Genomic DNA, 14,678 nt, shown 5'->3' on the forward strand with positions numbered 1-14,678 from the left:
GCTACGTCATAGCGCCCGCACAAGCCGCACGTATACATTTCAACTACAAATTTAACAATTAGTTAAATGGTAATGGAGTATACGATGGTTGATGTTCTGGTGATTGGCGGTGGCAATGCTGCCTTATGCGCTGCCCTTACCGCCCGGGAGCAAGGCGCTTCCGTTTTACTACTCGAAGCGGCTCCCCGGGAATGGCGTGGGGGAAATTCCCAACACACGCGTAATCTGCGCTGTATGCATGATGCGCCGCAGGATGTGCTGGTGGAAAGCTATCCGGAAGAGGAGTTCTGGCAAGACCTGCAGCGCGTCACAGAAGGAAATACCAACGAAGCCCTGGCGCGTCTGGTGATCCGTACCTCATCACATTGCCGCGACTGGATGCGCCAGCACGGCGTCAATTTTCAGCCTCCACTCTCTGGCGCTTTACACGTGGCGCGAACCAACGCTTTTTTTATGGGGGGCGGTAAAGCTCTCGTGAATGCCTATTATCGCAGCGCAGAAAAGCTGGGCGTACAAATCCGCTATAACACACCGGTGCAGGAGCTTGAACTGCACAACGGCGAGTTCGTGGCGGCGCTGTCAGGCAACGAGCGTATCACAGCGAAATCCTGCGTGCTTGCCGCGGGCGGGTTTGAGTCTAACCGCGAATGGCTGCGAGAAGCGTGGGGAGAGAACGAGCGCGGCGAGTGGCCTGCGGATAACTTCCTGATTCGCGGTACGCGCTTTAACCAGGGCGTACTGCTCAAATTTATGATGGATGCCGGAGCCGACATTATCGGCGAACCCTCCCAGTCACACTGCGTAGCCATTGACGCCAGAGCGCCATTATATGACGGCGGGATTTGTACTCGCGTGGACTGTGTTTCGCTCGGCATAGTCGTCAACCGTGACGCTGAGCGTTTTTATGATGAAGGCGAAGATTTCTGGCCGAAACGCTACGCCATCTGGGGACGTCTGGTCGCTCAACAGCCAGGGCAGATTGGTTACTCCATCATCGACAGTAAAGCCATCGGCCACTTCATGCCTCCGGTCTTTCCTGGCGCACAGGCCAATACGCTGGCAGAACTGGCTCATCAGTTGGGGCTGAATGGTGAACGCTTTACCCACACCGTGACGGAGTACAACAACGCCTGCCAGCCCGGCCAGTTCGACCATACCGTTCTGGATAACTGCGCCACCAAAGATTTGCTACCCGCGAAAACGCACTGGGCACGACCGCTGGACCAACCGCCATACTACGGCTATGCCCTGCGGCCAGGGATCACCTTCACCTATCTCGGGTTAAAAGTGAACGAGCGCGCTGCCGTTCACTTTGCCGGGCAGCCAAGCCGTAACCTGTTCGTCGCCGGAGAGATGATGGCAGGCAACGTGCTGGGCAAGGGCTACACCGCAGGTGTGGGCATGTCAATCGGCACAACCTTTGGCCGTATTGCCGGAAAAGAAGCCGCGCTGGCCGCACGTAAGGAGACTCGTCATGAGGCAGCTTGAGAAACTGATTATCGAAGCGCAAATTATCACTGAACCGGAAGCGGAAGTTGAACGCGTGATGCAGGTCTGCAATGCCTGTCGCTATTGTGAAGGATTTTGCGCCGTGTTCCCGGCCATGACGCAGCGCCTGGAATTCGGTAAAGCGGATATCAATTATCTGGCAAACTTGTGCCATAACTGCGGCGCTTGCCTGCACGCGTGTCAGTATGCCCCACCTCATGAATTTGCCATCAACGTACCGAAAGCGATGGCGGAAGTCCGGCTCGAAACCTATCAGCACTACGCGCAACCCGCCTCCTTTGGCGCGCTTTATCGTCGCGCAGGCGTCACCGTGACGCTGGCGCTGGTTTTCGGTCTGATCCTGTTTTTACTCCTCGCCATCGGTTTGAAAGGTTCACTATTCCATCCTCCGCTGGGCGGGGATTTCTATCAAATTTTCCCGCATAACCTGCTGGCCTGGATGTTTGGTTCGGTCTTTATTCTGGCGATCGGTTTGCTGATGGCGGGCGTGATCCGCTTCTGGCGCGAGATCTCTCCGGGTATGCCGCGTTCCGCCGAGATTGCTGAAGCCTCACACGATGCGCTGACGCTGAAATATCTCGATGGTGGCCACGGCAAAGGTTGTAACGAAGCGGATGATGCCTTCACCCTGATGCGCCGCCGCTTCCATCACTTTACCTTCTACGGTTTTATGCTCTGCTTTGCCGCCACCGTGGTCGCAACGGGCTATCACTACTTTGCAGGCATAGAAGCGCCCTATCCGTTCTTCAGCGTTCCGGTGATGCTGGGCACGTTGGGTGGCATTGGCCTGGTTGTCGGCCCGGCTGGCTTGCTATGGCTCAATCTCAAGCGCTCACCGCTACATGGCGACGCACGGCAAAAACCGATGGATCGCGGTTTTATTTTGCTGCTGCTGCTGACCAGTCTGACCGGTCTGGCGCTGCTGGCGGGAAGAGACACTTCATGGATGGCTATTTTACTGGCCATTCATCTCGGTGTGGTCATGGCGCTTTTTCTGACCATTCCTTACGGAAAATTTGCCCATGGATTTTACCGCTGCGCAGCCTTACTCAAGTGGGCGATTGAGAAACGGCGCGGCAAACAGGCGGGGGTCACAGGCGACTAACCCGCAAACTCTTACCTCTATAAATATTATGATAAGACAGTGGAGCAAACCCAATGACACAACAACCATCGCGCGCCGGAACTTTCGGCGCAATACTGCGGGTAACCAGCGGTAATTTTCTCGAACAGTTCGACTTTTTTCTGTTCGGTTTTTACGCCACCTATATCGCCAGGACTTTCTTTCCTGCGGAGAGTGAATTTGCCGGGCTCATGTTGACCTTCGCAGTATTCGGCTCGGGTTTCTTAATGCGACCGGTTGGGGCAATCGTGCTGGGCGCTTACATCGACAGAATTGGTCGCCGCAAAGGACTGATGGTGACGCTGGCGATTATGGGCTGCGGTACCCTGCTGATTGCCCTGGTTCCCGGTTATCAAAGTATTGGCCTGCTGGCTCCTGTGCTGGTATTAGTCGGTCGATTATTACAGGGCTTCTCTGCGGGCGTGGAGCTGGGCGGCGTCTCGGTTTATCTGTCTGAAATCGCCACGCCTGGCAATAAAGGCTTTTACACAAGCTGGCAGTCCGCCAGCCAACAGGTCGCGATTGTGGTAGCTGCATTGATTGGTTACGGCCTGAACGCCACGCTGGGGCACGATGAGATCTCTGAATGGGGCTGGCGTATTCCCTTCTTTATTGGTTGCATGATTATTCCTTTGATCTTCGTCCTGCGCCGTTCGCTTCAGGAGACCGACGCATTTTTACAACGAACACATCGGCCCGACACCAGGGAAATTTTCACCACTATCATCAAAAACTGGCGCCTCATTGCTGCGGGTACGCTGCTGGTGGCGATGACCACTACGACGTTCTATTTCATTACCGTCTACACCCCGACCTACGGCAGGGCTGTACTCCACCTGAGCGCGCACGACAGCCTGGTAGTCACCATGCTGGTCGGTATTTCTAACTTTATCTGGCTGCCGATTGGCGGGGCAATTTCTGACCGAATTGGTCGTCGTCCAGTGTTGATGGGGATTACCGTACTCGCACTGATCACTACCTGGCCGGTAATGCACTGGCTCACCGCCGCGCCAGATTTTACGCGCATGACGTTGGTCCTGCTTTGGTTCTCGTTCTTTTTTGGGATGTATAACGGGGCAATGGTAGCCGCACTCACCGAGGTGATGCCGGTCTATGTGCGTACGGTGGGCTTTTCACTGGCATTCAGTCTTGCCACGGCGATTTTTGGCGGCCTAACGCCGGTCATATCCACGGCGCTGGTTCAGCTCACCGGGGATAAAAGCTCACCGGGATGGTGGCTGATGTGCGCGGCACTTTGCGGACTCGCCGCCACGGCAATGCTGTTTGTGCGGCTGAGTCGGGGTTATCAGCCGGTGGAACATAAGCTCTGAAAAGCAAACGGGCGGAAAAATTCTCCGCCCGTTGTATTTTCATTTTTCGATTTACTGCGCAGTATTCTTGCTACGAATTTCCTGCCAGACTTTGTTGCAATCAGCATTAACAGACTGATCGTTACCCGTGCGCGTGGCCTGGATACACTGCTGATAATCCAGTACGCGTACGCTTTCTTCATTGGCAAACTGCTGGTGCTGCTTTTCTTTCTTCAGCACATTCAACACGCTTTGGCAGGCTTCTATTTTCTCCGGCGATCCTTGCGCGGTATTAATACACGCGCTGTAGGCTTCTTTCAGACGGCTGTCTTCTTTCGGCGCAGGGGATTGTGCACAAGCCACCAGCCCTGATGCCATAACGGCGATGAGTATCAGTTTTTTCATAGCACTTTCCTCAACGATGCGGCAGGCGCCAGGCCTGCCGCTGTTGGCATTAGAAGATGGTGAACGGAGCAATAACGATGAATTTCACGTCACGCTCATCCTGGAAGATGTTGCCGTAACCACCGCCCCAGCTCGGAATATCTGAATGGTTGTCGTACTGGGTGAAGTGCAGTTTAAACATGGTGCCCTTCGCACGACCGTCCTGCAGGGTATAAACCGCATCCAGGCTGTAAGAAGACTCTTCGATAGTCCGGTTTTTGTCGTAGTACGCATCCGGGTTGAGCTGCCAGGTAGAAGGTTTGGCATCCCATGCGTAAACGTAGGACGCGCCCACTGCCCAGCCCGGCAGGTTCCAGTTCTTCAGGTCATACATTGCGCCGAAGAAGACTGCCTTTTCGCCGTTGGCGTTGAAGTCGGATCGGTTATCCCACCAGACATCAAGGCGACCGTTGGATGAGGCGTAGGTCGGCGTCATACGTTGCAGGAAGTAACCCTGCTGCCCGTCCGCTTTAACCCAGGTCCCTTCCAGACGCAGGTCAACCACTTCCGCCACTTTGTAGCCGAAGGTCAACGCCTGCAGCCAGGCCGTACCGTCATAAATATCGTTCACGGTGCGGTCATCAACTTTGTCACGCGCGCCATAGAACTGGTAGCTGGTGGTAAACGGGTTACCGCCTAAATCGAATTTGTAGCTGGCTTTTGCGAAGTACTGATCGACGTAGCCTTCAGACTGACCAAATGCCGCTTCCAGCAACAGGTTATTTTTGAAGTCATATTTCGCGCCGATTGAGTGCAGGTAATCTACGCTGGTCTTTTTATCAGCCTGATAGAATTTATCGACTTCGGTGTGCCACGGTGCTTTATATTCGTTGGCCCACATATAGGAGAAGCTCAGTGCACCCGCATCACCATAGTCGAAGTTGGCGCCGGCTTCAGCACCCTGATAGGTCCCTGGCATAAAGCTCCAGTGCGGAGCCAACAGAGTCTGTCCGGTTGGTTGAATGTAACCGGCACGCGCCCAGGTTGGGCCGTATTTAAATTTGGCTGCTGCTTTATAAAGACTAATTCCGCTTTTATCGCCGGAGTAATCTTCGTCATAGCCTTTATTTTTTGAAGAGAATGCGATTTCGTTTGGATGGCCGCTTTCGCTACTTTCGTTCATTTCAATAGCGGTGAATGCTGCGATATCAATACCAAACATATCGGCCGCATAACCGGACTGGAAGTCGAGGTTAGCGTTCCAGGTGGAGTGAGAAAGGTTGGTTTTGTATTTGTCATGATCGGTCACATCTTTACGGTCACGCTCACGCTGCCAGTAATAGATGCCGCCGGTTAAAGTGGAATCATCAATGAAACCTTCGGCGTGTACCTGGGGAGCAACAACAAAACCCGACATTGCTGTGATACCGGCGATAGCCAGCGCCAGCGTACTACGTTTGCCACTAAACGTACGCATATGTTAATCCTCTTTGACGTATAACCCTTCGTCTTTCAAGCCGCATCTGCGTTGGCTTTCCTCGCTCATCCCAGTCACGTACTGATGTACGCTCCCGGGAATTCGCTGCGTCGCCGCCTTGATGCAACTCGAAATCCATTGGGTATTAAATGCTGCCGATAAAAGCGGTCAGCGAAAAAACAAAAATTAAAAAAGTAGCGCTAAGAAAACCTCAGTGACTACAATGAATAGACTATTTTTCGCGACGCGAATTATCAATCTCTTTCTGTAACGAGTATGTAATAGTATGAGCAACCGCACATATTTCATTGCTTTCTGTTACATTTTCATTGGGAGATAAAAAAGCGTTGAGAAAATGAAAAAAAGGCTTGTTTTCCATGGAGATGAAATCGGTTTCAGCCCATTTCATATTGAGGTAAGTTATTTAAACGCAAAAACATTCAGCCAATCCATTATTACAGACATGTAATTAATTCGCTCCGCAAACGGAGCCTGGCGCACGGTTTTTTTGCGAAAAAAAACGCCGCATGAAGCGGCGTTTAGACAGGATATGAGGCAGCTTATTCGCCCACTTTAGCCCACGTATCACGCAGACCAACGGTGCGGTTAAACACCAGCTTGTCAGCCGTTGCATAGCGGCTGTCGAGGCAGAAGTAGCCTTCACGTTCAAACTGGAACGCCTTGCCTGCAACCGCGGCCTGCAGTGATGGCTCGCCGTAGCCGTGTTTAATGACCAGCGACTCCGGGTTGATGACGGACAGGAAATCTTCCGCCGCACCTGGATTTGGTACGCTAAACAGGCGGTCGTACAGACGGATTTCAATCGGCAGCGCATGGGACGCGCTTACCCAATGAATAACGCCTTTTACTTTACGACCATCGGCTGGATCTTTGCTCAGAGTGTCCGCATCGTAAGTGCAGAAAATGGTGGTGATATTCCCTTCCGCATCTTTCTCTACACGCTCGGCCTTGATCACGTAAGCGTTACGCAGACGTACTTCTTTGCCCATCACCAGACGCTTGTACTGCTTGTTGGCTTCTTCACGGAAGTCTGCGCGATCGATCCAAATTTCACCGCTGAACGGCACTTCACGGCTGCCCATTTCCGGTTTATTCGGATGGTTAGGCATGGTGACCAGTTCGCTCTCGCCCTGCGGGTAGTTTTCGATAACCAGTTTCACCGGATCGATAACCGCCATCGCGCGCGGGGCGTTTTCATTCAGATCTTCGCGAATACAGGATTCCAGAGAAGCGATCTCAATGGTGTTGTCCTGCTTGGTCACGCCAATACGTTTGCAAAACTCACGGATAGCGGCGGCGGTGTAACCACGACGACGCAGACCAGAGATCGTTGGCATACGCGGATCGTCCCAGCCTTCAACGTGCTTGTCAGTCACCAGCAGATTCAGCTTGCGCTTGGACATCACGGTGTATTCCAGATTCAGGCGCGAGAATTCGTACTGGCGCGGATGAACCGGAATAGTGATGTTGTCCAGCACCCAGTCGTACAGACGACGGTTATCCTGGAACTCCAGCGTACACAGTGAATGCGTAATGCCTTCCAGCGCATCGCTGATGCAGTGGGTAAAGTCGTACATCGGGTAGATGCACCACTTGTTGCCGGTCTGGTGGTGTTCGGCGAATTTAATACGATACAGCACCGGATCGCGCATTACGATAAACGGCGAAGCCATATCGATTTTCGCGCGCAGGCAGGCTTTACCTTCTTCAAAACCCCCGGTACGCATTTTTTCGAACAGCGCCAGGTTCTCTTCGACGCTACGATCGCGGTACGGGCTGTTTTTGCCAGGCTGAGTCAGCGTGCCACGGTATTCGCGGATTTCGTCCGCTGACAGTTCGTCAACATACGCCAGACCTTTATTAATAAGCTCTACCGCATAGGCGTGAAGCTGATCGAAGTAATCCGAAGAGTAGCGAATATCGCCAGTCCAGTGGAAACCTAACCATTCAACGTCGTTTTTAATCGACTCAACGTACTCGATATCTTCTTTAACCGGGTTCGTATCATCAAAACGCAGGTTGCACTGGCCCTGGTAATCTTGCGCAATGCCAAAGTTCAGACAAATGGATTTCGCGTGGCCAATGTGCAGATAGCCATTTGGCTCCGGCGGAAAACGTGTATGGATAGTGGTGTGCTTACCACTGGCCAGATCTTCATCGATGATCTGACGAATAAAGTTACTCGGGCGGGCTTCAGCCTCACTCATCGTGGATTCCTCAAAGCGTAAACAACGTATAACGGAACATGATCTTATAAGCGACGTCAGGAGACAACTATTAGTTGCACAAAAAAGGTGTTTCAACAGGATATATGAGGGTATTTGCTGCAAAAAAAAGCGGCGGAGGAAGATCCCCCGCCGCTTAAGGCACTTAACTCACTTTACTCAGGAGCAGTTATTTACCTTTAATCTCATACAGTGGTGTTTGACCAGCAACCACATGACCTTCGGCTTTAATGACCAGAGCGCCGAAATCATCGCTGTTGCTGCACACAACCGGGCTAATCATGGAACGTGCGTTGGCGTTCAGGTACTCCAGGTCCATTTCCAGAATCGGTTGGCCTGCAGTCACTTCCGCGCCTTCTTCAACCAGACGCTTAAAGCCTTTACCTTCCAGCGCGACGGTATCGATACCCATATGGACCACGATTTCCGCGCCTTTCACGGTTTCCAGACAGAACGCATGGTTAGTGTTGAAGATTTTCACGATGGTGCCCGCAGCCGGAGCAACCACGATTTTATCCGTTGGTTTTACCGCCACGCCGTCGCCTACCGCTTTGCTGGCGAAGGCTTCATCAGGAACCTGCTCCAGCGCAACGACGTCACCGGTAATCGGAGAAACCAGCGCTTCAACGGTTGCTGCGTTTGCTACAGCCTGCGGTTTTGCAACCGGAGTCGCTGCTGCTGGCGCAGTTTCGCCAGACGCTGCCGCCACCGGACCACGCGCGACAACTTTTTTCATTTCGTCGCCGATGGATTCAGCTTTCGCACCCACAATGACCTGGATAGTTTGCTTGTTCAGCTTAACCACTCCAGAAGCACCTAAACGTTTACACATCGCATCGTTTACGCGACCGGAGTCGGCAACGGTCAGACGCAGACGAGTGATACAGGCATCAATCGCTTTCAGGTTATCGGTACCGCCAACCGCTGCAATGTAGCTGGTTGCCAGTTGAGCCAAACCTTCTTCAGTGTTGCTGTTGGCTTCTTCAGTAACGATGTCGTCTTCTTTATCTTCGCGGCCCGGCGTTTTCAGGTTAAACATACGGATAACCGCGCTGAACAACACAAAGTAGATAACAAAGAACACCAGACCCATCACCACCAGCATCCAGACGTTCTGGCTTGCTGCCGGCAGGTTGTACATCAACACGTAGTCGATAGCACCTGCGGAGAAGGAGAAGCCTGCGTGGATACCCAGCAGTGTTGCAACGAACAGGCTGATACCTGTTAACAGTGCGTGCAGGAGGTACAGCAGTGGAGCCAGGAACATGAACAGGAATTCCAGCGGCTCGGTAACACCGGTCAGGAATGCAGTGATCGCAACGGACAGCAGCATACCGCCAACCATCGGACGACGTGCTTTCGGAGCCGCGAAGTACATCGCCAGCGCCGCACCCGGCAGACCAAACATCATGATCGGGAAGAAACCAGACATGAACATACCCGCAGTGCCGTCACCCGCGTAGAAGCGGTTGATGTCACCGTGGAATACGGTACCAGCGGCGTTAGTAAATTCGCCAATCTGGAACCAGGCGATGGTATTCAGAACCTGATGCAGACCGGTTGGGATCAACAGACGGTTGATGAAACCAAAGATACCGGAACCCAGTGCGCCTGCGCCCACGATCCACTCACCACCCGCATGGATGGCGTTCTGCACCGGTGGCCACACGTAGCCGAAGATAGCTGCCAGCACCAGACAGAAGAAGCCAGTGGCGATCGGCACAAAGCGTTTGCCGCCAAAGAAGCTCAGGAAGTCAGGCAGTTTGATACCAGACCAACGGTTATACACCGCACCGCCGACCAGACCGGTGATGATACCCGCCAGCACACCCATATTGATGGCCGGGTTAATGGTCACCATTGCTTTGGTCAATATGAAATAACCGACTGCACCCGCCAACGCTGCCGCGCCCGCGCTGTCTTTTGACCAGCTGGAAGCCACACCGATAGCGAAAATTAACGCGAGGTTATCAAAGATGGCCCCACCCGCTTGCGCGATGAAGGGTACGTTAAGTAAATCTGGTTGGCCGAATCGCAGCAGCAGTGCCGCGACTGGCAGCACAGCGATGGGGAGCTGTAACGCCCTACCCAGCCGCTGGAAAAAACCTAAAATATTCATTTTATTCCCCCTACGAGACCCCGATTAGGCTTCTTTGAAGCCATATTTTTATTGTGCGACCATTCCTGACAGCAAGATTCTGGAGCAACGATATTAACCATTCATCTACATTCAGAGTGTGTGAAAATTTAATTCGTATCGCAAATTAAACGCGTGTTTTTTGTGATTTCAGTCACCAAATATCGTTATTAAGCCTCCCTTCCACTGGCTAACTACGAAAACTTATTTTATCATTCAAAAAATCGAAACGGATTGATCCTTACCGATGCAAAACCAGGTTACGCTTAATACTGCACAGAGACTCAATCCGCCAACTGCTTACATTTACTTTTGAGGTGAAGAATGAGACTGATCCCCCTGAATACCGCTGAACAAGTCGGCAAATGGGCTGCTCGCCATATCGTTAACCGTATTAACGCGTTCAAACCAACGGCAGATCGTCCGTTCGTTCTGGGCCTGCCGACTGGCGGTACTCCGCTGACAGCTTATAAAGCATTGGTTGAAATGCACAAAGCGGGCCAGGTGAGCTTCAAACATGTTGTAACTTTCAATATGGATGAATATGTTGGCCTGCCGAAAGAACATCCGGAAAGCTACCATAGCTTCATGCATCGCAACTTCTTTGATCACGTTGATATTCCAGCAGAAAACATCAACCTCCTCAATGGTAACGCGCCCGATATTGATGCAGAATGCCGCCAGTATGAAGAAAAAATTCGTTCTTACGGTAAAATCCACCTGTTTATGGGCGGTGTAGGCAACGATGGTCACATCGCGTTCAACGAACCGGCCTCCTCTTTGGCTTCCCGTACTCGCATCAAAACGCTGACTCACGACACGCGTGTTGCTAACTCACGCTTCTTTGACGGCGACGTAAGCCAGGTGCCTAAATACGCCCTGACCGTTGGCGTGGGCACCCTGCTGGATGCCGAAGAAGTGATGATCCTGGTACTGGGTCACCAGAAGGCGCAGGCGCTGCAAGCTGCCGTTGAAGGCAACGTTAACCACATGTGGACCATCAGCTGTCTGCAGCTGCACCCTAAAGCCGTTGTGGTGTGCGATGAGCCTTCCACCATGGAACTGAAAGTGAAAACGCTGAAATACTTTAACGAGTTAGAAGCGGAAAATATTAAAGGTCTGTAATTGATGTCTCCGCCCTGTCGATAAGTTGCAGGGCGGCATTTTTTGAAATCGGGGGTCGGAATGTATGCTTTAACCCAGGGCCGGATCTTTACCGGTCACGAAATTCTTGATGACCATGCGATTGTTGTCGCCAATGGCCTGATTGACAGCGTTTGCCCACTGGCTGAGTTACCGTCAGGAATTGAACAGCGCTCACTGAATGGGGCCATTGTTTCCCCCGGTTTTATTGATGTACAGCTAAACGGCTGCGGCGGCGTACAGTTTAACGATACGGCAGAAGCCGTGACCGTTGAAACGCTGGAAATCATGCAGAAAGCCAATGAAAAATCCGGCTGCACCAGCTACCTGCCAACGCTTATTACCACCAGCGATGACCTGATGAAACAAGGCGTTCGCGTCATGCGTGAATACCTGGCGAAACACCCAAATCAGGCATTAGGGCTTCATCTTGAAGGTCCGTGGCTGAATCTGGTGAAAAAAGGTACTCATAATCCGGGATTTGTCCGTCAGCCGGACGCTGCGCTGGTCGATTTCCTGTGCGATAATGCCGATGTGATCACCAAAGTGACGCTGGCGCCAGAAATGGTCCCGGTCGAGGTCATCACCAAACTGGTAAATGCAGGTATTGTTGTTTCTGCAGGTCACTCAAATGCGACGGTAAAAGAAGCAAAAATCGGCTTCCGCGCAGGCATCACCTTTGCGACACATCTGTTCAACGCGATGCCGTATATTACCGGCCGTGAGCCCGGTCTGGCGGGTGCGATTCTTGATGAAGCCGATATCTATTGCGGTATCATCGCCGATGGCCTGCACGTTGACTACGTTAACATTCGTAATGCCAAACGCCTGAAAGGCGACAAGCTGTGCCTGGTCACCGATGCGACCGCGCCGGCAGGTGCAAACATTGAACAGTTCATTTTCGCTGGTAAAACAATATACTACCGGAATGGATTGTGCGTTGATGAGAACGGTACGTTGAGCGGTTCATCATTAACCATGATTGAAGGCGTACGCAATCTGGTCGAACATGCGAATATCGCTCTCGACGAAGTCTTACGCATGGCAACGCTCTACCCTGCTCGCGCCATTGGCGTCGACAAACAACTCGGCAGCATCGCGCCAGGCAAAGTAGCCAACCTGACTGCGTTCACGCACGACTTTAAAATCATCAAGACCATCGTTAATGGCAACGAGGTCGTTACTGAGTAAGAGAAAGAATGACACCAGGCGGACAAGCTCAAATAGGTAATGTTGATCTCGTAAAACAGCTTAACAGCGCGGCGGTTTATCGCCTGATTGACCAGCATGGGCCAATCTCGCGAATTCAAATTGCCGAGCAAAGCCAGCTTGCCCCCGCCAGCGTAACTAAAATTACGCGTCAGTTGATCGAACGCGGGCTGATCAAAGAAGTCGATCAGCAGGCCTCCACCGGAGGCCGCCGCGCTATCTCTATCGTCACCGAAACCCGCAACTTCCACGCCATCGGCGTACGCCTGGGCCGTCACGACACGACGCTCACGCTCTATGATATGAGCAGTAAAGTGGTCGCCGAAGAGCATTACCCTCTCCCGGAGCGCACCCAGGAAACGCTGGAGCATGCCCTGCTCAACACCATTGCAACGTTTATTGAGAGCTGCCAGCGGAAAATCCGTGAGCTGATTGCGATTTCCGTCATTCTGCCTGGCCTGGTTGATCCTGAAAGCGGCGTCATCCGCTATATGCCGCACATTCAGGTCGAAAACTGGGGGCTGGTCGAAGCGCTCGAAAAACGCTTCAAGGTTACCTGCTTTGTCGGTCACGATATCCGCAGTCTGGCGCTGGCTGAGCACTATTTCGGGGCAAGCCAGGATTGCGAAGACTCCATTTTGGTGCGAGTTCACCGCGGAACCGGGGCGGGAATTATTTCCAATGGCCGAATTTTCATCGGTCGCAATGGCAACGTGGGCGAGATTGGTCACATTCAGGTTGAACCGCTGGGTGAGCGCTGTCACTGCGGTAACTTCGGCTGTCTGGAAACCATTGCCGCCAATGCCTCCATCGAACACCGCGTGCAGAACTTATTGAAACAGGGTTATCCAAGCCGGCTAACGCTGGATGATTGCAGCATTAAAGCTATCTGTAAGGCGGCAAATAAAGGCGATAATCTGGCAGCAGAAGTCATTGAGCACGTTGGTCGCCACCTGGGTAAAACCATCGCCATCGCTATCAACCTGTTTAACCCACAAAAAATCGTCATTGCGGGCGAAATTACCGAGGCTGATAAAGTGCTGCTGCCTGCAATAGAAAGCTGTATCAACACGCAGGCGTTGAAAGCGTTTCGCCACAATTTACCGGTGGTTCGTTCCACGCTGGATCACCGCTCTGCCATTGGCGCCTTTGCGTTGGTGAAGCGTGCGATGCTCAACGGTACACTGCTGCAACGTTTGCTGGAAAACTAATACACGTCATCCTTCGAGCTGCCTCTGCGTTAGCTGCATCTGCTCACCCCGGTCACTTACTTCAGTAAGCTCCAGGGGTTCGCAGACTTGCCGCCTTGATGCAACTCGAATGATGTAGTGTATTTTGTGTATAGTAATGCCTTCTTTTTTTAATGTCGGATTGTCCATGGCCATTAAGAATGTAATTTGTGATATCGACGGCGTGCTGATGCACGACAATGTTGCCGTACCAGGTGCGGCAGAATTTCTGACTGGGATCCTGGAAAAAGGCCTGCCGTTAGTTCTGCTGACCAATTACCCTTCACAGACCGGGCAAGATCTGGCGAACCGCTTCGCCACCGCGGGTGTAAATGTCCCTGATAGCGTCTTTTATACTTCCGCCATGGCTACCGCTGACTTTCTACGCCGCCAGGAAGGGAAAAAAGCCTATGTGGTAGGTGAAGGCGCGTTAATTCACGAACTGTATAAAGCCGGATTTACCATTACCGACGTGAACCCCGATTTTGTGATTGTTGGCGAGACGCGTTCCTATAACTGGGACATGATGCATAAAGCGGCATATTTTGTGGCCAACGGCGCGCGTTTCATTGCCACAAACCCGGATACTCACGGTCGCGGCTTTTATCCCGCCTGCGGTGCGCTGTGCGCCGGTATCGAAAAAATATCTGGCCGCAAGCCGTTTTATGTCGGCAAACCCAGCCCGTGGATTATTCGCGCGGCGCTCAATAAAATGCAGGCGCACTCGGAAGAGACCGTTATCGTTGGCGACAACCTGCGTACCGACATTCTGGCGGGCTTCCAGGCCGGTCTCGAAACCATCCTGGTATTGTCTGGCGTTTCGACGCTCGACGACATTGACAGCATGCCGTTCAGACCAAGCTGGATTTACCCGTCCGTAGCTGAAATTGATGTGATTTGATTCGCAGGCC

11 protein-coding genes are annotated in these 14,678 nt (G+C 52.4%); 7 read left to right on the forward strand and 4 right to left on the reverse strand.

Going from position 1 to position 14,678, the window contains the following annotated elements:
• Positions 1–84: 84 nt before the first annotated feature.
• From tcuA to OGV77_RS03120, 3 genes are read left to right on the forward strand one after another with little or no spacing between them, the layout of a single operon-like run.
• The gene (tcuA, locus tag OGV77_RS03110; protein ID WP_087051562.1) at positions 85–1,488 is read left to right on the forward strand and encodes an FAD-dependent tricarballylate dehydrogenase TcuA; all 1,404 of its coding nucleotides are present in this window, start codon (positions 85–87) and stop codon (positions 1,486–1,488) included.
• Entirely contained in the window at positions 1,475–2,614 is a 1,140-nt protein-coding gene (tcuB, locus tag OGV77_RS03115) for a tricarballylate utilization 4Fe-4S protein TcuB (RefSeq protein WP_087051563.1), read from the forward strand. The genes tcuA and tcuB overlap by 14 nt, the downstream gene beginning before the upstream one ends.
• Positions 2,615–2,667: 53 nt before the next feature.
• Positions 2,668–3,963, forward strand: coding sequence for an MFS transporter (locus OGV77_RS03120; RefSeq protein ID WP_087051565.1), 1,296 nt, complete (start codon positions 2,668–2,670; stop codon positions 3,961–3,963).
• A 51-nt stretch (positions 3,964–4,014) separates the two neighbouring features.
• Here OGV77_RS03120 and OGV77_RS03125 read toward each other — a convergent pair whose 3' ends face one another.
• The 4 genes from OGV77_RS03125 to nagE all read right to left on the reverse strand — a co-directional run bounded on the left by OGV77_RS03125 (position 4,015) and on the right by nagE (position 10,168).
• Complete coding sequence (locus OGV77_RS03125; RefSeq protein WP_047412664.1) at positions 4,015–4,347, reverse strand: ChiQ/YbfN family lipoprotein; 333 nt, start codon at positions 4,345–4,347, stop codon at positions 4,015–4,017.
• A gap of 49 nt (positions 4,348–4,396) precedes the next feature.
• Complete coding sequence (chiP, locus tag OGV77_RS03130) at positions 4,397–5,803, reverse strand: chitoporin ChiP (RefSeq protein WP_047412667.1); 1,407 nt, start codon at positions 5,801–5,803, stop codon at positions 4,397–4,399.
• 560 nt (positions 5,804–6,363) lie between these two features.
• Positions 6,364–8,031: a glutamine--tRNA ligase gene (gene glnS / locus OGV77_RS03135; protein WP_043015584.1), complete on the reverse strand. Its 1,668-nt coding sequence runs from the start codon at positions 8,029–8,031 to the stop codon at positions 6,364–6,366.
• A gap of 187 nt (positions 8,032–8,218) precedes the next feature.
• A complete protein-coding gene (gene nagE, locus OGV77_RS03140; protein WP_047412672.1) occupies positions 8,219–10,168 on the reverse strand; it encodes a PTS N-acetyl glucosamine transporter subunit IIABC in 1,950 nt (649 codons plus the stop codon).
• Between the two features lie 342 nt (positions 10,169–10,510).
• Here nagE and nagB point away from each other — a divergent pair, with 342 nt between their 5' ends.
• From nagB to nagD, 4 genes are all read left to right on the forward strand, one after another.
• Positions 10,511–11,311, forward strand: coding sequence for a glucosamine-6-phosphate deaminase (nagB, locus tag OGV77_RS03145; RefSeq protein ID WP_003022803.1), 801 nt, complete (start codon positions 10,511–10,513; stop codon positions 11,309–11,311).
• 60 nt (positions 11,312–11,371) lie between these two features.
• Complete coding sequence (gene nagA / locus OGV77_RS03150; protein WP_043015582.1) at positions 11,372–12,520, forward strand: N-acetylglucosamine-6-phosphate deacetylase; 1,149 nt, start codon at positions 11,372–11,374, stop codon at positions 12,518–12,520.
• Between the two features lie 8 nt (positions 12,521–12,528).
• On the forward strand, positions 12,529–13,749 hold the full coding sequence (gene nagC / locus OGV77_RS03155) for a DNA-binding transcriptional regulator NagC (protein WP_075144993.1): 1,221 nt from the start codon (positions 12,529–12,531) through the stop codon (positions 13,747–13,749).
• 166 nt (positions 13,750–13,915) lie between these two features.
• Positions 13,916–14,668, forward strand: a complete 753-nt coding sequence (nagD, locus tag OGV77_RS03160; protein WP_005121413.1) for a ribonucleotide monophosphatase NagD — start codon at positions 13,916–13,918, stop codon at positions 14,666–14,668.
• Positions 14,669–14,678: the final 10 nt, after the last annotated feature.

The organism is Citrobacter sp. Ce129 (assembly GCF_030334545.1).
Taxonomy (GTDB): domain Bacteria; phylum Pseudomonadota; class Gammaproteobacteria; order Enterobacterales; family Enterobacteriaceae; genus Citrobacter; species Citrobacter europaeus.